Origin of the sequence: Longivirga aurantiaca, from assembly GCF_042660085.1 — a bacterium.
Taxonomy (GTDB): Bacteria; Actinomycetota; Actinomycetes; order S36-B12; family CAIYMF01; genus Longivirga; species Longivirga aurantiaca.
In genome coordinates this window covers 1,587,798-1,604,917 of the sequence record NZ_JBHSTI010000008.1, presented here as the reverse complement: position 1 = coordinate 1,604,917, position 17,120 = coordinate 1,587,798, and the positions used below count along the sequence as shown (strand labels likewise).

The window sequence follows — 17,120 nt, the reverse complement described above, 5'->3', positions numbered from 1 at the left end:
GTCCGGTGCACGGGAGGGCCGTCGCGCCGGGTTAGGGTCGGGGACCATGAAGCGCTCCCGCCTCGTCGCGCCCGCGACCCTCGCCCTGTCCGCCGCCCTGGTGCTGTCCGCCTGCGGCAGCACGTCCGAGGCCGGGTCCGGCGCGGGCTCGTCGTCCGCCGCCGCCGGTGACTGCGGCACGGCCACGACGACCACCGAGGGCATCGGCAACGACGCCTGCGGCGTCACGGTCGAGGGCGGCTTCGGCGTGAAGCCGGTCATCACGATCGGCGACCAGACCAAGGACGTCACCCAGCTGCAGGTCATCGACCTGGTCGAGGGCACCGGCGACCCGGTCCTCGCGAACGCCCGGGTGCTGGCCGACTACGCCGGCGTCGGGGCCTCGACCACGAAGCAGTTCGACTCGTCCTTCGACCGCGGACAGCCCTCGGAGTTTGGCCTCGACGAGGTCATCTTCGGATGGACGCAGGGCATCCCGGGCATGAAGCTGGGGGGACGCCGCCTCCTGATCATCCCCGGCGCGCTCGCGTACGGCGCCAACCCGACGAGCCCCGACATCGAGCCGAACGAGGTGCTCGTCTTCGTCGTCGACATGGTCAACTTCATCAACCCCGGCGAGACCGCTCCCGCCAAGTAGCCCTGGTCTGCCGGCACCAGCCACGGCGCGAGCACAACGACCTGCCCGCAACGGCGGCGACGTGGGGTCAGCCGCCCGAGCGGATGGCGTCGATCGCCTTGAGGCCGATGATGCGTGCCTGGGCGGTGCCGGCACCGCCCGCGACCACCTGGTGCAGGCGGTCGTCGACGGTGACGATCAGACCCTTGGAGGCGTCGTAGAGCACGTCGGTGCGTCCCGGCACGGGCTTCGCGCCGGCGGCCACCGTCCTGGCCCGCTCGGGCAGGCCCGGGCCGTCGAGGGAGACGATGGTCAGGTAGCGGCCGCTGGCCGCCGTCCACGTGCACCGGGTCTGGGTGATCGCGCCGGTCACCCGCTCCTTGCCCCCGGTCACCTCCGGCGTCCCGCCGAGCAGGCCCCGCACTGTCGGCACCTCGAGCACGGCCGCGCACCGGGCGAGCTCCGCTGCGTTGATCTGGCGGGCGGCGGCGCCCGACGTCGACGTGCCGGGCGAGGGCTCGGCGGCAGGGGACGACGAGACGACCGCACCGGGCGTGCTCCCGGATCCGGGCGAGGGGGCCGAGGCGCAGCCCACCAGCACCGCGGCCGCCGCGATGGCGACGGCGGCGGGCCCGAGCCGCCACGACGTCCTCACGTCACCATCGTCACCGACCGCGCCCGGGGCGGCCACCCGACGCCTCCGCGCACGGCGCGCCGCCGCCGGTCGGCGGCCTGTCGGGCGCGGTAGGTTCGACCTCCCGAGACAACCAAGGAGAGCACCCCATGGACAAGCCCGAGATCGAGTTCGTGGGCGACGAGGCCCCGGCCGAGCTCGTCATCACCGACATCGTCGTCGGCGACGGCGCGGAGGCGATGCCCGGCGCGACCGTCGACGTGCACTACCTCGGCGTCGAGTTCGACACCCTCGAGGAGTTCGACTCCAGCTGGGGCCGCGGCCAGTCGGTCAACTTCCCGCTGAACCGACTCATCGCGGGCTGGCAGGAGGGCATCCCCGGCATGAAGGTCGGCGGACGCCGCCAGCTCGTCTGCCCGCCGCACCTGGCCTACGGCCCTGCGGGCGGCGGCCACCGCCTGTCCGGCAAGACGCTCGTCTTCGTGATCGACCTGCTCGGCGTCAGCTGAGCCAGTCCTCGCGTACGGCGGCCGCGCTCAGCGGCCGCCGTACGGACCGTCCGACGCCCGTGGGGGAGCCGTGAGCCAGAAGGACCGCACCGAGCGCCTGCTCAACCTGCTGTTCGCGCTCATGGCGTCCTCACGCCCGGTGCCCAAGAGCTTCCTGCGCGACGCCGTCGAGGCGTACAAGGACAGCCCGTCGGACGAGGCGTTCGAGCGGATGTTCGAGCGCGACAAGGAGGAGCTGCGCTCGATGGGGGTGCCGATCCTCACGGTCGAGGGCTCCGACGGCTCGGGCGGCATCGAGGGCTACCGCGTGGCCGTCGCCGACTACGCGCTGCCCGAGATCGAGCTCTCCACCGACGAGCTCGCCGTGGTCGGCCTCGCCGCGCGGGTCTGGGAGCAGGCCAGCCTCGGCCCGGCCGCCCAGAGCGCGCTGCGCAAGCTCGAGGCTGCCGGGGGCACGATCGTGCAGGGCCCGGTCGGCATCGAGACTCGCGTGAGCACCACCGAGCCGTCGTTCCCCGTCCTGCTCGAGGCGTCCCGGCTGCGCCGGTCGGTCACCTTCGACTACCGCCGCCCCGAGGACAGCACCGCCGCCACGCGCACCGTCCAGCCGTGGGGGGTCACGTCCCGGCGCGGCCACTGGTACCTCGTGGGCCACGACGTCGACCGCGGGGCTCCCCGCGTGTTCCGCCTCTCCCGCGTGGTCGGGGATGTCACCCAGACAGGCCTTCCGGGCGCGTACGAGGTGCCGGACGGCGTCGACGTGGCAGCGCTGGTCGCCTCCGCGACGCCGGCCCCCGGCTCCCTCGTCGCCCAGATCCGCGTGAGGGCCGACAGGGCGCACGGTCTGCGCCGGCGCGCCACGGCGGTGGAGCCGGGGGAGTCCACCGACCTCCTGCTCGTCCCGTTCTCCGACGACGAGGTGCTCGCCCGCGAGCTGGTCGGTCTCGCCGCCGACGTCGTGGTCGAGGCGCCGCCGTCGCTGCGCGACGCGGTGGTCCGACGGCTCCGCCTCTCGGCGGGGGAGGTGCCTGCATGAGCGCGCAGAAGAAGTCCGACAGCACCGCAGCCGGCCGGCTCTCGCGGCTGCTGTCGCTCGTCCCGTGGCTCTCCGCGCACGAGGGCGTCACGATCCCGGAGGCCGCCGAGCACTTCGGCGTCTCGGAGAAGCAGCTCGTCGAGGACCTCAACCTGCTCATCTGCACGGGCCGCCCGGGCCACCAGCACCAGGAGCTCGTCGACATCCAGTTCTGGGACGAGGACGGCGTCATCACCGTGCTCGACCCGCAGACCATCGGGCGCCCCCTGCGGTTCTCCGCGGACGAGGCGGCCTCGCTCCTCGTGGCGCTGCGCCTCCTGGCCGCGGTGCCCGGCCCGCACGACCGCGACGCCATCGCCTCGGCCCAGGCCAAGCTCGAGGCCGCTGCGGGCGAGGCCAGTGCCGCGGCCGAGGGCGTCGTCGTCCAGGTCGACGCCACGGTCGCGCCCGAGGTCGATGCCGCGGTCCGGGCCGCGCTCGAGGACGGCCGCCGCCTGCACATCACGTACGTCGGGGCCCTCGACGACCGCACCGAGCGCGACGTCGACCCGCTGCGCATCGTCGCGCTCGACGGCCGGGTCTACCTCGAGGGCTGGTGCCACCGCGCGGAGGCCATGCGCACGTTCCGGCTCGACCGGATCGTGGCTGCGGAGGTGCTCGGAGACGCGGCCGACGTGCCCGCGGACGCCGTACCCCTCGACCTGGGCGCGGGCGTGCTGCGCCCCCAGGGCGGATCGGTCACCCTCGTGCTCGACCGCAGCGTGCGCTGGATCGCCGAGGAGTTCCCCGTGGACTCCGTGCAGGAGCTCGCCGACGGCCGGCTCCAGGTCGTGCTCCCCGTGGCCGACGAGCGCTGGCTCGTGCGCCTGCTGCTCCGTTCGGGGCCCTCCGTGCAGGTGGTGGACCGCCCGGACGTGGTCGAGCGGGTGCGCGCGGAGGCCGCGGAGGCGCTCGCCGCCTACCGGGCGTGACCCGTTCGTAGCCGCCGCGCGCGGAAATCTCCCCGTTCGGGCTCAAGCCTGCCCGGTCAGCGTGCCGAATCCAGATCTGTCAGCCACACCCGAGGGCTGAGAGACCGGGAGGAGGCTCCGATGGCCACCATCAAGGCGACCTGTCCGATGTGCGGTGACGTCGACCTCACCCCGCGCCAGGTGCACGTCCGCGTCGTCGAGGCGATCGAGGACGACCTGAGCCGCCGCACCTACACGTTCGGCTGCCCCCAGTGCCACGAGGACGTCGAGAAGGCCGCGGACGCCGAGGTCGTGCGGCTGCTGTCGACCGCCGGCGTCGAGATCGAGCGCGTGCCGGTGCCGGCCGAGGCCCGCGAGCACCACGGCGGCGCCCCGATCGGGTACGACGACCTGCTCGACCTGGCGCTCTGGCTCGAGACCACCGACGACCTCATGGCCGAGCTCACCGCCCGTACCGCCTCCTGAGGCACCGCTCTCCGCGTGAGAGCTCCCGGGACACTCCCTGCGCCCGCCCCAGGCCTGCTCGGCCCGGAGCGGGCGCTCGGGTTATCGTGGGTCCGCCCGCACCGGGTCGTCCGGTGCGTCCCCGCAACGAGTGAGGCTGTGTCGTGGCGATCTTCGAGAAGCCGGCGTTCTGGATCGTCCTCCTGATCGTCCTGCTGCTGTTCGGTGCCAAGCGCCTGCCCGACCTCGCGCGCGGCGTCGGACGCTCGCTGCGCATCTTCAAGGCCGAGACCGACGGCCTCAAGAACGATTTCAAGTCCGGTGCCGACGACGACATCGCCCCGGCAGCGCCGGCCGTCCAGGCCGCACCGCCCGCACCCGCCGCACCCGCCGTGCCGGCCGCTCCCGCCCAGCCCGAGGCGCCCCGCTACCTGGTCGACCCGGTCACGGGCGAGCAGATCCTCGCGCAGCCGGTGACCCCGCCGGCTGACGGCGCCCCGCGCGCCTGACGCGCGCAGCCCGGCCGAGCAGGACGTCGTGGTCGCAGGTGAGGTGAGCCCGGAAGCGGGCTCCGGCACCGGGCGTCGGCGTCGCCGCACGCGCAACCCCGAGGGGGCGATGACCCTCTTCGAGCACCTGCGCGAGTTCCAGGCCCGGCTGTTCCGGGCAGTCCTCGGCATCATCGCCGGGTCGATCGTGGCGTGGATCTTCTACGACCAGATCCTCGACATCGTGCGGGCGCCCTTCGACCTCGTCGTCCAGTCGGCCGAGGCGCAGGGCAAGACCGTGGTCCTCGCGATCAACGGCGTCACCGAGGCCTTCACCGTCCAGCTCAAGATCGTCATGGTGTCCGGCCTCGTGCTGTCCCTGCCGATCTGGCTCTACCAGCTCTGGCGGTTCCTCGCGCCAGGCCTGAAGGGCAACGAGAAGAAGTGGGCGTACGGCTTCGTCGCCGCCGCGACCCCGCTCTTCCTCTTCGGCGCCTGGGTGGCGTACCAGTCGATGACCCAGCTGCTCGAGGTGTTCCTGGGCTTCACGCCCGAGAACGTCGCGAACATCATCAACATCAACGAGTACCTCACGTTCATCATCCAGATCCTGGTGTTCTTCGGGATCGGGATGCTGATCCCGCTGATCTTCGTGATGCTCAACTTCGCCGGCCTGCTGCGCTCGGGCACGCTCGTGCGCAACTGGCGCTGGCTGCTGATCGGCTGCCTCACCTTCGCCGCCGTCGCGACCCCCACGCCCGACCCGATCACCATGCTGCTCGTCGCGACGCCCTTCCTCGGCGTCGTGATCGTCGCCGTGGGCATCACCGCGCTCAACGACCTGCGCCGCCGCCGTCGCGACAAGCGCCTCGGCCTCGGCGAGTGGGCCGATGACGAGGTCTCGGCCCTCGAGGAGCCCGTCGTCGATCCCTCCGACCTGCGGCCCAGCCCGCTCGACGACGACCTGCTGTAGGGCCGCCTCCGGCGAGCCTGTGCGCGGGGACGCGGCCGGGATAGAGTCCGGCGCCGTGGCCCCACGCATCCTGATGCTCGTCAACCCGACCTCGGGCAAGGGGCGGGCGTCCTCGGGTGCGCCCGCCGCGGAGGCGAGGCTCCGCGATCGCGGCTTCGAGGTGGTGCACATCCAGGGCGTGGATGCCGAGCACGCGATGAGCAGCCTCCGCGAGGCCATCGAGGCCGAGCCCACGGCGGCTGTCGTGGCGTGCGGGGGAGACGGCACCGTGCACCTCGTGCTGCAGGTGGTCGCAGGCACCGGGGTGCCGATGGGCATCCTCCCCTTGGGCACCGGCAACGACTCGGCCACGCTCTTCGGCGTCCCGACCGATCCGGTCGCGGCGGCCGACCTCGTGGCCGACTGCCTGCAGGCGGGCACCTCCCGGGCGGTGGACGCGGGGCGGGCGATCACGGCCGACGGCGTGGACCGCTGGTTCCTCGCGGTGCTCTCGAGCGGGTTCGACTCGATGGTCAACGAGCGCGCCAACCGCATGACCTGGCCCACCGGGCAGGCCCGCTACCTGCGCGCGATCCTGGCCGAGCTCCGGTCGTTCAAGCCCGTGCCGTACGTCATGGTGGTCGACGAGGGCCTGCCCGGCGAGCACCGGTACGAGGGCAAGGGCATGCTCGTCGCCGTCGGCAACGGGACGCAGTACGGCGGCGGGATGAAGGTGTGCCCCGGCGCGCTCCCGGACGACGGCCTGCTCTCGGTGACCTTCCTCGACGAGCTCCCCACGGCCACGTTCCTGCGGGTGTTCCCGACGGTCTACAAGGGCACCCACGTGTCCCGGCCCGAGGTGCACGAGCACACCGGCGTGACCGTGCGGCTCGAGGCGCCGGGGCAGGTGGCGTACGCCGACGGCGAGCGCATCGGTCCGCTGCCGGTCGAGGTGGGCGTCGCGCCGGGGGCGGTCGCCCTCCTCGTGCGCTGACGGGCGGAGCGCCGAACCGCGTTCCGGCCCGGCACGACATAGGTTTGCGGTATGGACTCGCCCGCCGAGCGCTACGTCGCCTCCCGCCAGCGGGCGGAGGACGAGAAGTCCGCTCTGCACGAGTTCCGGGGCCTCTACGACTTCGAGCTCGACCAGTTCCAGATCGACGCCTGCCGGGCGCTCGAGGACGGGTCAGGGGTCCTCGTGGCCGCGCCGACCGGCGCCGGCAAGACCATCGTCGGCGAGTTCGCCGTCCACCTGGCCCTGCGCTCGGGCACCAAGTGCTTCTACACGGCCCCGATCAAGGCCCTGTCGAACCAGAAGTACCACGACCTCGTCGCGCGGTACGGCGCCGCCAAGGTCGGGCTGCTCACCGGGGACAACTCGGTCAACGGAGAGGCACCTGTCGTCGTCATGACGACCGAGGTCCTCCGCAACATGATCTACGCCGGCTCGCACACCCTCGGCGGCCTGTCGTACGTGGTGATGGATGAGGTGCACTACCTCGCCGACCGCTTCCGCGGCGCGGTCTGGGAGGAGGTGATCATCCACCTGCCCGAGCACGTGGCGGTGGTCGCTCTCTCGGCGACCGTGAGCAACGCCGAGGAGTTCGGAGAGTGGCTGTCCACCGTCCGCGGCGAGACGCAGATCGTGGTGGAGGAGCACCGGCCCGTGCCGCTCTGGCAGCACGTCATGGCGGGCGACCGGCTCTACGACCTCTTCGTCGACGACGACCAGACGCGGGTCAACCCCGAGCTCGTGCGCATGGCCCGCGAGGACGAGCGGGTGCAGAAGATGGCCCGGGACGGATCCGCGGGTCGTCCGGGTCGCGGCGGCAAGCGCAACCGCAGCGCGCTGATGCCGCTCCGGCCCGAGATGGTGGAGCGCCTCAACCGGGAGCGGCTGCTGCCGGCGATCACGTTCATCTTCAGCCGGGTCGGCTGCGCGGCCGCGGTCGAGCAGTGCCTCGCTGCGGGCCTGCGGCTCACCAGCAACGACGAGCGCCTGCAGATCCGCGGCATCGTCGAGCACCGCTGCGCCGACCTCCCGCAGGAAGACCTCATGGTGCTGGGCTACCTCGAGTGGCTCGACGGGCTCGAGCGCGGCTTCGCCGCCCACCACGCGGGCATGCTGCCCACCTTCAAGGAGACGGTCGAGGACCTCTTCCAGAAGGGGCTCGTGAAGATGGTCTTCGCGACCGAGACCCTCGCCCTCGGCATCAACATGCCCGCCAAGAGCGTGGTGCTCGAGAAGCTCGTGAAGTGGAACGGCGAGACGCACGCCGACGTGACGCCGGGGGAGTACACCCAGCTCACCGGCCGCGCCGGTCGTCGTGGCATCGACGTCGAGGGCAACGCCGTCGTCGTGTGGCACCAGGGTTTCGACCCGAGCGCCCTCGCCGGTCTGGCCTCGACGCGCACCTACCCTCTGCGCTCGTCGTTCAAGCCGTCGTACAACATGGCCGTCAACCTCGTCGGATCCTTCGGCCACCACGCTGCGCGCGAGCTGCTCGAGACGTCGTTCGCGCAGTTCCAGGCCGACCGCGCGGTCGTCGGGCTCGCCAAGCAGGTGCGCAAGCAGGAGGAGGCGCTCGACGGCTACCACGACGCGATGGAGTGCCATCTCGGCGACTTCGCGGAGTACGCCGAGCTGCGCCGCCGGCTCACCGACCGCGAGAAGGAGCTGACGCGCGACGGCGCCGTGCGTCGACGTGCCGCGGCGGGGGCTGCGCTGGCCAGGCTCAAGCCCGGCGACGTGATCATGGTGCCGGCCGGGCGACGCTCCGGTGTGGCGGTCGTGCTCGACCCGGGCCTCACCGACAAGGACGAGCCGCGACCCACCGTGCTCACCCTCGACCGGCAGGTGAAGCGGCTCTCGGTGCTGGACTTCCCTGCGCCCGTCGAGCCCCTGGAGAGCATGCGCATCCCCAAGCTCTTCAACCCGCGGTCGGCCAACTCGCGCCGCGACCTCGCCGCCAAGCTCAAGGACCTCGTCGGCGACATCCGGGTGGACAAGCCGCGCAAGCCCAAGGGCGACCAGGGCGAGGACTCGCAGGTGCTCGAGCTCCGCCGGCAGATCCGGCAGCACCCGTGCCACGGGTGCGACGAGCGCGAGGCGCACGCGCGGTGGGCCGAGCGCTACCACCGGCTGCTGCGCGAGACGCGCGGCCTCGAGCGCCGGGTTGAGAGCCGCACCAACTCGATCGCGCGGCAGTTCGACCGGGTCTGCGCGATCCTCACCGAGCTCGGCTACCTCACTGCGGCCGACGACACGGCCCAGGTGACCGACGCCGGGCGGATGCTCCAGCGCCTCTATAACGACATGGACCTGGTGGCCGCCGAGTGCCTGCGGCAGGGCCTGTGGAACGGCCTCACCGCCGCCGAGCTCGCCGCGTGCGCGTCGGTGCTGGTGTTCGAGGCGCGCCAGCCGGACGACGCCATCCCGCCGAGGCTGCCTGAGGGCGCGGCCCGCGACGTCATCGCCGAGACGGTGAAGCTCTGGAGCGAGCTGAGCAAGCTCGAGGCGGAGGAGCACGTGCAGTTCCTGCGCGAGCCCGACCTGGGCTTCGCCTGGGCGGCGTACCGCTGGGCGAGCGGGCACCGGCTCGAGTCGGTGCTGCGCGACACCGAGCTGCAGGCGGGCGACTTCGTGCGGTGGTGCAAGCAGCTCGCCGACCTCCTGGGGCAGATCGCCGACGCCGCAGGGTCGCACAACACCCCCGACGGCAACCACCTCGCACGCACCGCCCGCGAGGCCGTGGACGCGGTCAAGCGCGGCGTGGTCTCGTTCTCCTCGGTCTGAGACGGAACCGCGCTCCCGTGAGCGGCGTCACAGCGCTGACGGGCCCCGTGCCCTGCGGATCACGTGGAGGACCAGCCATGACCCGATCACCGCTCACGGCACTGCGTCGACCAGGGCTGCGTCGCGCCGCCGTGCCTGCGCTCCTGGCCGGGGCGCTCGTGCTCGCGGGCTGCGGCACCCAGGTGGCGGGGCCAGGAGGCTCGGGCAGCCCCACCTCGCCCGTGCCCAGCGCCCCGGCGACCGTCACCACGCTCGACGCGGCCCGGGCCGCCTGGTCCTCCTCGCCCGCCAGCACGGGGGAGTACCAGCTGACGATCGTCCAGCAGTGCTTCTGCCCGGGCATCTCCCTCACCGTGGTCGTCAAGGACGGGAAGGTGGTCGAGGAGACCGCCACCAGCACCGACAACTCCGGCGGCGCGGTCGCGCCCACGCTGCTCGAGGGCTTCCCGCGCACGGTCGAGGACCTGCACGGGGTCGTGGCCGGGAGTGCCGACGCCGCGTCGAGCACGGTGACGTACGACCGGCGGGGGGTGCCGCTGCGCATCTGGATCGACCAGATCGAGAACGCCGCCGACGACGAGCACGGCTACTCGGTCACGTTCGCCACGGCCTCCGAGGACCTCCCGGCGCCGGATGCGTCCTCGACCTGGGCCGTGGCCGACCCTCCGGCCGGCGCCTCGTTCCCCGCGGATTTCCCCCAGCCCGGTCAGGGCAACGCCCAGGCCATGGTGGTGACCGCCGCCGGCGGCTCCCAGGTCTACCTCGGGCTCTGGGGCTCGGGATCGTGCCCCGACGTCCCCACCTCGTTGCGCATCGTCGGCACGACGCTTGCGACCGGCCGGCAGCCGGCGGTCGTGACCGCGGTGGTCGACGTCGACGCCACCGTGCCGCCCGCCACGGCCTGCACCGACGACTACGGGCCGACGGTCTACGCAGCGGACCTTCCGGCGGACGTCGCGGCCGAGCTGGGCGGCGCCGCCGGCGCGCGCCTCGTGCTCGTGCTCGAGGTGGTCACCGGGATCGACGGCGACACGGGCTCCGCGTCGTACGCGGTCGACGCGCTGCCCGTCTGACCGGTCGACGCCGGGTGCGGGTGGGAGGCTCAGCACGTGACCGCCGTCCCCCTGCCCGTCGTGACCGAGCGCCTGCTCCTGCGGGCCTGGGCACCCGGCGACGTCGACGACATCCACGCCTACCGCAGCCTCGACGACGTCACGCGCTACCTGATGTTCGACCCGCAGCCGCGCGAGCGCATCGCCGAGCTCGTGACCGAGCGCGCGGGACGCACCCGGGTCGAGGCCGACGGCGACGTCGTGCACCTCGCGGTCGAGCACGAGGGCCGGGTCGTGGGCGACCTCACGCTGAAGTGGAGCTCGCTGGAGAACGCGCAGGCGGAGATCGGCTGGATCTTCCACCCGGACGTCCAGGGGCTCGGCTTCGCGCGCGAGTCGGCTGCGGCGCTGGTCGACGTCGCCTTCGACCTGCTCGGGGCCCATCGCGTGTGGGCCCAGCTCGACCCTCGCAACCACCGGTCGGCCCGGCTCGCCGCCGCCCTGGGCATGCGCCAGGAGGCCCACCTGCGCGAGGAGTCGTGGTTCCGGGGCGAATGGGGCGACCTCGCGATCTGGGCCCTGCTCGCGCACGAGCGGCCGTGACCATGCTGTGACGCCGATTCCAGGGATCCCGCAGAGCCGGGGTAGCGTGACAGGACCCTGAGGAGGTCCGTCCGTGCTCCGTCCCACCGCCGTGACCGGCGTCGTCCTGGCTGCTGCGCTCCTGACCGCCGGATGCAGCGGCAGCGCCGCCGGCGAGCCGTCGGCAACCGCCTCCTCGACGTCGGCCTCGACGTCGCCCGAGCCGACCACCAGCCCGTCCGCGTCACCGTCCGGCACGGCGGTCGACACCTTCGAGATCCTCCCCGAGTCGGCCCTCGCGACGCTCCCCGACTTCGCCTACGTCACCGCGGACGGCCAGGACGGCCAGGTGCAGTCGCAGGGGGCCAACCCGTCGGTGTCCCGCGTGTTCTCCGGCGCGATCGCCCGGCAGCTGATGTTCGGCGGCCAGGAGGTGGGCGGCGTCCAGGTCTGGCGGTTCCGCGACGACGTGCCGGTCACCGCCAAGGCGCAGCTGCTGACCTTCATGGTGGGCGGCTTCGGCGGCAAGGAGGCGGTCACCGGCACCCTCAACGGCGTCCCCGTCGCCCAGGTCGAGCAGGCGCGGAAGTCGCAGATCACCGCGGTGGGCTTCCTCACCAACACCGACATGATCCTCGTGTGGTCCGCCGGCACCGAGGCTGCCCAGCGCCTGTCCGTGCTGTACATGGCGGCGGCCGGGCTCACCGAGGTCGTGGGCGAGAGCGGCTCGCCGTCGCCGTCGGCCTCCGCGTCCTGAACGATCAGGACGCGTTGCGTCGCAGGGCCTTCAGGAGACGATCGACAGAGCTCGTGAGGCCCCAGCGCTCGGTGAGGTAGGAGAGGCCGTCGGGGTCGGCCGGCTCCGCGTGCAGCGTCGCATCGTGCTCGGGTACCGGTACGTCGGTCGCGACCTGCACCACGAGCGGCGCGACCGCGAGATAGTCCGCGGCCGCGACGATCTTGGCGTGCACCGTCGCGCGTACCGCCGGGTCGCCGGCGTCGGCGGCCGCGATCACGGCGGCGAGCGACCCGTACGTCGTGATCAGCTGCGCCGCGGTCTTCTCGCCGACCCCGGGCACGCCGGGCAGGCCGTCGGACGGGTCGCCGCGCAGCGCCGCGAAGTCGGCGTACGACCGACCCGGGATGCCGTACTTCGCCTCGACGAAGCCCTCGGTGACGAGGTCGGGACGTCCGACGCCGCCCTTCGCCGTGTAGATGATCCGTACGCCGCGGTCGTCGTCGACGAGCTGGAACAGGTCGCGGTCGCCGGTCACGACGTCCACGGGCATGGTCGCGTGCACCGCCAGGGTGCCGATCACGTCGTCTGCCTCGTAGCCCGGCGCTCCTATGCGGGCGATGCCGAGCGCGGCGAGCACGTCGGCGATCACCGGCACCTGCGGCTCGAGGGTGTCGGGCACCTCCTCGGCGTTCGCCGCGGGGTCGGCCACGCGGTGGGCCTTGTAGGACGGGATCGCGTCGGTGCGGAACGTGGGTCGCCAGTCGTCGTCCCAGCAGGCGACGACGTGCGTGGGCGAGTGGTCGGAGACGAGACGCGTGATCGAGTCGAGGAACCCGCGGACGGCGTTCACGGGGATGCCGTCGGGGGAGACGACGTCCTCCTTCACGCCGTAGTAGGCGCGGAAGTACAGGGACGCGGAGTCCAGCAGCATCAGCTTGGGGCTGCGATCGGTCATCGCGGGTTCTCCGTCCCGTCGGCGGGCAGGGCCAGCAGGGCGTGCAGGGCGTAGAGCAGGTCCACCTGCCAGCGCGGGTCGATCGAGGCGAGGGCTGCGTCGAGCCCGCCGAGGCTGCCGAGGTCGCCGTCGAGGAGCCCTTCGGCCGGTGCACGCTCCACGAACAGGCCGCCCGGGTCGGGCTCGAAGCCGTGATCGGCCAGGGCCAGGAGCCGGTCGTCCAGCGCGAGCTCGAGGTCCTCGCGCGGCGTCGAGGCGACGAGGGCGGCGTACGACGTGAGCGCCCGGGGCGTGAGCACCTCGGCCGGCTCGGGGAGCGCCAGCACGTGCTGGACGCCATCAGGGGTGACCCACATGCGCCGAAGTCTGTCAGGGCAGCGCGCTCGGCGTAGGGTCGCCGTCGTGAGCAACCACCCGCCGATCACCGACCTCGCCGACCGTCTCGCCCGGGCCCAGCGGGCCACCGCGGCGCAGGAGGTCGACGCCCTTCTCGTGAGCCCTGGGCCGGACCTGCGCTACCTCACCGGGTACGACGCGATCCCGCTCGAGCGGCTCACCTGCCTCGTGCTCCGGGCCGAGGGCGACCCCACGATCGTGGTGCCGTTCCTCGAGAAGCCGGCCGCGCTGGCGAGCCCGATCGGAGACCTCGGCATCGACATCCTCACCTGGCAGGAGACCGACGACCCGTTCATGCTCGTCGGCTCGCTGCTGCCCGAGCGCGGGCGTGCGGCACTCGACAACCACATGTGGGCCGAGAAGGTGCTGCGCCTGCGCGCGGCCATGCCGGGCGTCGACCAGATGCTGGCGGGCACGGTGCTCCGCGAGCTCCGCATGCGCAAGACGCCGGACGAGGTCGAGGCGCTGCGTCGCGCGGGCGCGGCCATCGACCGCGTCCACGCGCAGGTGCCGCAGTGGCTGCGGGCGGGGCGCACCGAGCGCGAGGTGGGCAAGGACATCGCCGACGCGATCCTCGCCGAGGGCCATGTGTCGGTCGACTTCGTCATCGTGGGCAGCGGCCCGAACGGCGCCAGCCCCCACCACGAGCTGTCCGACCGCGTGATCCAGGCAGGCGAGCCGGTCGTCGTCGACATCGGCGGCACCATGCCCGACGGCTACTGCTCCGACGAGACGCGCACCTACTCCGTGGGCGAACCGCCGGCCGAGTTCGCGTCGTACTACGAGGTGCTGCTCGAGGCTCAGATCGCGGCGTGCGAGCACGTGCGCCCCGGGGTCACGTGCGAGTCGGTCGACGCCGCCGCGCGCTCGGTGATCGAGGCCGCGGGGTACGGCGAGTACTTCGTGCACCGCACCGGCCACGGCATCGGCCTCGAGACGCACGAGGAGCCGTACATCGTCACGGGCAACACCGAGCTGCTCGAGCCGGGCATGGCGTTCTCGATCGAGCCCGGCATCTACCTGCCCGGGCAGCACGGAGCGCGCATCGAGGACATCGTCGTGTGCGGCGAGTCGGCGGGCGAGCGGGTCAACCACAGCCCGCGCGAGCTGGTGGTGGTCTAGATGGCGCTGTCCGTGACGCCGGCGTCCCGCATGCTCCCGACGGAGGAGTCGGTCGCGCTGCTCGACCTCGTCCGCGAGATCGCCGACGCCGAGCTCGCACCGAAGGTGGCGCAGTACGAGCACGACGGCACGTTCTTCCGCGACGAGCTGCGGGTGCTCGGTGCCGCAGGGCTGCTGTCGCTGCCGTACGCCGAGGAGATCGGTGGCGGAGGCCAGCCGTACGAGGTCTACCTGCAGGTGCTCGAGGAGCTCGCCGGCGCCTGGCTGTCGGTCGCGATCTCGGTGTCGGTGCACTCGCTCGCCTGCTTCCCGGTGGCGGAGTACGGCACCGACGAGCAGAAGGCGCGGTGGCTGCCGGGCATGCTCGGCGGCGACCAGCTCGGTGCCTACTGCCTGTCGGAGCCGTCGTCGGGCTCGGACGCCGCCGCGCTCGTGACCCGAGCGGTGCGCGACGGCGACGACTACGTCGTCGACGGGACCAAGGCGTGGATCACGCACGGGGGAGTGGCGGACTTCTACAACCTCATGGTGCGCACCTCGGACGACGGCGCCCGCGGCATCTCCTGCCTCGTCGCGTCGGCCGACACGGCCGGTCTGTCCAGCGCGCCGCCCGAGCGCAAGATGGGTGCCAAGGCGTCGCGCACCGCGCAGGTGCTGCTCGACTCCGCGAGGGTGCCGGCGTCGCAGCTGGTCGGCGTGGAGGGCCAGGGCTTCAAGATCGCGCTCGCCGCGCTCGACTCCGGCCGCCTCGGCATCGCCGCGTGCGCCGTCGGGCTCGCGCAGGCCGCGGTCGACGCGGCCTCGGCGTACGCGAAGGAGCGGCGCCAGTTCGGCCGGGCCATCGGCGAGTTCCAGGGGATCGCGTTCATGCTCGCCGACATGGCGACGCAGGTGTCGGCCGCCCGCGCGCTCGTGCTCGAGGCCGCGCGTCGCAAGGACCGCGGAATGCCGTTCTCGGTCGAGGCGGCCAAGGCCAAGCTCTTCGCGACCGACGTCGCCATGAAGGTGACGACGGATGCCGTGCAGGTGTTCGGGGGCTACGGCTACGTCGAGGACTTCCCGGTCGAGCGCTACATGCGCGAGGCCAAGGTGCTGCAGATCGTCGAGGGCACCAACCAGGTCCAGCGCATGGTCATCGGGCGGTCGCTCACCTCCTGAGGCGGGCCCCTCTCGCTACCCGCCGGTAGTGGTCACGATCCGGGTATCGGGCGGGACATCCGTGCGCCTCTCGGTAGGTTGTGCCGGAGATCCGGTCGTGCGGGCCGGTCGGGACGAAGGGCTGTGCGTTCGTGGAGGAGATCGACCAGGCGATCGTGCGCCTGCTGGCGGGCGACGGCCGCATGTCGTACACCGACCTCGGCAAGGCCACGGGGCTCTCGACGTCCGCCGTCCACCAGCGGGTTCGCCGCCTCGAGCAGCGCGGGGTCATCAAGGGCTACACGATCGTGGTCGACCACGACCAGCTCGGGCTCCCGCTCACCGCCCTCATCTCGATCAAGCCCATCGACCCCGCTGCGCCGGACGACGCGCCGCATCGGCTCGAGGCTGTCAGCGCCATCGAGGCCTGCCACTCGGTCGCGGGTGACGAGTCGTACGTGCTCAAGGTGCGGGTGGGCAGCCCCGCCGACCTCGAGCTGCTGCTGGCTGAGATCCGCGCCAAGGCCAACGTCTCCACGCGCACGAGCGTCGTACTCTCCACGCCGTACGAGAACCGCCCGCCCGCCCTCTGATTTGGTAGTGGGAAGTCGCAGCAGAGCGCGAGATTCCACCACCAAGTCGGCCCACAGGGACGGCATCACGGCGTGGTATCCCCAGCTGGACCAGCGACCGAGGGCTCGGTCCGTCGTCGCCTGCCCAGCCTGTGCCCATGACGGGTCGTACTCAGCCACTCGCCCTTGTCCCTGGGCTCCTCGAGCTCGCCGAGTCACAAGCCGGGCTCGTTCATCGGGACCAGCTGCTGGCATTGGGTGTGAGCCATGATCATGCTCGCAGCCAGGTCAGGGCCCAGCGATGGCAGCCGGTCGGTCCGCGAGTCCTGGCACTCATGACCGGAGCGCTCTCCGTCGAGCAGATGGGGCACGCAGCGCTGCTCCATGCCGGTGAGCGCGCGGCGCTCGATGCCCTGACTGCTCTCGAGCTGAGAGGCTTCACCCGCTGGAGTACCGCGGACGTCGAGATCCTCGTCCCGCACGGCGTGGTGGTATCACCGCTCCCAGGTGTCCGGGTCCACCACACACGCCATCTCGACACGATCGACCTCACCACGGTCGGAGGCCTTGCTTGCGTGACCACCGCGCGCGCCACGATCGATGCCGCCTCGCGGCAACGTGGTCGAAGGCGCGCGGCGGGTCTCGTCCTCGCCGCGGTCCAGCAGGGCATCGTCACGCCAGAGGGTGTTGTGGACTGCCTCGCGCGACTGACGAAGGTGCGCTTCGTCGACACGATCCGGGAAGCGGCTGAGCACGCGGCGGACGGCGCCGACGCGTTGACCGAGGTGACCGTCGGCGCGCTGCTGCGTCGTGCGGGCCTCACGTCCTTCCGTCGTCAGCACGTTCTACAGACGCCCGAAGGCGTACGCCGCTACGACCTGGCGGTCGATCTGCCCGACGGCTCACTGCTGCTCATCGAGGTCGACGGGCCCACGCACGACGATCCCGCCCGCCGCGCCGCCGACCTCGCGAAGGACGCGGCCGCCGTGGCGCTCGGACATCAGGTGCTGCATGTGCCGGCCCAGGTGCTCGTCTGCGACGAGGTCAGGATCGTCTCCCAGTTCGCGCGGATCAGGACAGCCGCGGAAGCCCGATTCGGTAGTGGAAAGTCGCAGTAGA

Annotated in this window: 19 protein-coding genes; 16 read left to right on the top strand and 3 right to left on the bottom strand. The window is 72.4% G+C overall.

The window, feature by feature from the left end; all coding sequences use genetic code 11:
* Positions 1-46: 46 nt before the first annotated feature.
* The gene (locus tag ACFQGU_RS11535; protein WP_386766784.1) at positions 47-637 is read left to right on the top strand and encodes an FKBP-type peptidyl-prolyl cis-trans isomerase; all 591 of its coding nucleotides are present in this window, start codon (positions 47-49) and stop codon (positions 635-637) included.
* Positions 638-704: 67 nt separating this feature from the next.
* Here ACFQGU_RS11535 and ACFQGU_RS11530 read toward each other — a convergent pair whose 3' ends face one another.
* A complete protein-coding gene (locus ACFQGU_RS11530; RefSeq protein ID WP_386766782.1) occupies positions 705-1,271 on the bottom strand; it encodes a hypothetical protein in 567 nt (188 codons plus the stop codon).
* Positions 1,272-1,399: 128 nt separating this feature from the next.
* Between ACFQGU_RS11530 and ACFQGU_RS11525 the strand changes: the two genes are divergently transcribed.
* The 11 genes from ACFQGU_RS11525 to ACFQGU_RS11475 all read left to right on the top strand — a co-directional run bounded on the left by ACFQGU_RS11525 (position 1,400) and on the right by ACFQGU_RS11475 (position 11,837).
* On the top strand, positions 1,400-1,759 hold the full coding sequence (locus ACFQGU_RS11525; RefSeq protein ID WP_386766780.1) for an FKBP-type peptidyl-prolyl cis-trans isomerase: 360 nt from the start codon (positions 1,400-1,402) through the stop codon (positions 1,757-1,759).
* Between the two features lie 70 nt (positions 1,760-1,829).
* Entirely contained in the window at positions 1,830-2,795 is a 966-nt protein-coding gene (locus tag ACFQGU_RS11520) for a helix-turn-helix transcriptional regulator (RefSeq protein WP_386766778.1), read from the top strand.
* On the top strand, positions 2,792-3,766 hold the full coding sequence (locus ACFQGU_RS11515) for a helix-turn-helix transcriptional regulator (protein ID WP_386766776.1): 975 nt from the start codon (positions 2,792-2,794) through the stop codon (positions 3,764-3,766). The genes ACFQGU_RS11520 and ACFQGU_RS11515 overlap by 4 nt, the downstream gene beginning before the upstream one ends.
* A 120-nt stretch (positions 3,767-3,886) precedes the next feature.
* Entirely contained in the window at positions 3,887-4,231 is a 345-nt protein-coding gene (locus ACFQGU_RS11510; RefSeq protein WP_386766774.1) for a hypothetical protein, read from the top strand.
* 143 nt (positions 4,232-4,374) lie between these two features.
* Positions 4,375-4,719 carry a twin-arginine translocase TatA/TatE family subunit gene (locus ACFQGU_RS11505; protein WP_386766772.1) on the top strand — a complete coding sequence of 115 codons (345 nt, stop codon included), beginning with the start codon at positions 4,375-4,377 and terminating at the stop codon, positions 4,717-4,719.
* A gap of 109 nt (positions 4,720-4,828) precedes the next feature.
* Positions 4,829-5,671, top strand: coding sequence for a twin-arginine translocase subunit TatC (gene tatC / locus ACFQGU_RS11500; RefSeq protein WP_386766770.1), 843 nt, complete (start codon positions 4,829-4,831; stop codon positions 5,669-5,671).
* 55 nt (positions 5,672-5,726) lie between these two features.
* Positions 5,727-6,644 carry a diacylglycerol kinase gene (locus ACFQGU_RS11495; RefSeq protein ID WP_386766768.1) on the top strand — a complete coding sequence of 306 codons (918 nt, stop codon included), beginning with the start codon at positions 5,727-5,729 and terminating at the stop codon, positions 6,642-6,644.
* 51 nt (positions 6,645-6,695) lie between these two features.
* Positions 6,696-9,446, top strand: coding sequence for a DEAD/DEAH box helicase (locus ACFQGU_RS11490; RefSeq protein WP_386766766.1), 2,751 nt, complete (start codon positions 6,696-6,698; stop codon positions 9,444-9,446).
* A gap of 77 nt (positions 9,447-9,523) precedes the next feature.
* Positions 9,524-10,519, top strand: a complete 996-nt coding sequence (locus tag ACFQGU_RS11485) for a DUF6174 domain-containing protein (protein ID WP_386766764.1) — start codon at positions 9,524-9,526, stop codon at positions 10,517-10,519.
* A gap of 36 nt (positions 10,520-10,555) precedes the next feature.
* Positions 10,556-11,101 carry a GNAT family N-acetyltransferase gene (locus ACFQGU_RS11480; RefSeq protein WP_386766762.1) on the top strand — a complete coding sequence of 182 codons (546 nt, stop codon included), beginning with the start codon at positions 10,556-10,558 and terminating at the stop codon, positions 11,099-11,101.
* Positions 11,102-11,174: 73 nt separating this feature from the next.
* The gene (locus ACFQGU_RS11475) at positions 11,175-11,837 is read left to right on the top strand and encodes a hypothetical protein (RefSeq protein WP_386766760.1); all 663 of its coding nucleotides are present in this window, start codon (positions 11,175-11,177) and stop codon (positions 11,835-11,837) included.
* Between the two features lie 4 nt (positions 11,838-11,841).
* On the opposite strand, the gene ACFQGU_RS11470 is transcribed toward ACFQGU_RS11475, so the two are convergent.
* Positions 11,842-12,750, bottom strand: coding sequence for a 5'-3' exonuclease (locus ACFQGU_RS11470; protein WP_386768253.1), 909 nt, complete (start codon positions 12,748-12,750; stop codon positions 11,842-11,844).
* Between the two features lie 20 nt (positions 12,751-12,770).
* A complete protein-coding gene (locus ACFQGU_RS11465; protein WP_386766758.1) occupies positions 12,771-13,130 on the bottom strand; it encodes a hypothetical protein in 360 nt (119 codons plus the stop codon).
* A 46-nt stretch (positions 13,131-13,176) separates the two neighbouring features.
* Here ACFQGU_RS11465 and ACFQGU_RS11460 point away from each other — a divergent pair, with 46 nt between their 5' ends.
* The 4 genes from ACFQGU_RS11460 to ACFQGU_RS11445 all read left to right on the top strand — a co-directional run bounded on the left by ACFQGU_RS11460 (position 13,177) and on the right by ACFQGU_RS11445 (position 17,119).
* On the top strand, positions 13,177-14,292 hold the full coding sequence (locus ACFQGU_RS11460) for a M24 family metallopeptidase (protein ID WP_386766757.1): 1,116 nt from the start codon (positions 13,177-13,179) through the stop codon (positions 14,290-14,292).
* Positions 14,293-15,450: an acyl-CoA dehydrogenase family protein gene (locus ACFQGU_RS11455; protein ID WP_386766756.1), complete on the top strand. Its 1,158-nt coding sequence runs from the start codon at positions 14,293-14,295 to the stop codon at positions 15,448-15,450.
* Between the two features lie 131 nt (positions 15,451-15,581).
* Positions 15,582-16,022, top strand: a complete 441-nt coding sequence (locus tag ACFQGU_RS11450) for an Lrp/AsnC family transcriptional regulator (protein ID WP_386766754.1) — start codon at positions 15,582-15,584, stop codon at positions 16,020-16,022.
* 314 nt (positions 16,023-16,336) lie between these two features.
* The gene (locus tag ACFQGU_RS11445) at positions 16,337-17,119 is read left to right on the top strand and encodes a hypothetical protein (RefSeq protein ID WP_386766753.1); all 783 of its coding nucleotides are present in this window, start codon (positions 16,337-16,339) and stop codon (positions 17,117-17,119) included.
* Position 17,120: the final 1 nt, after the last annotated feature.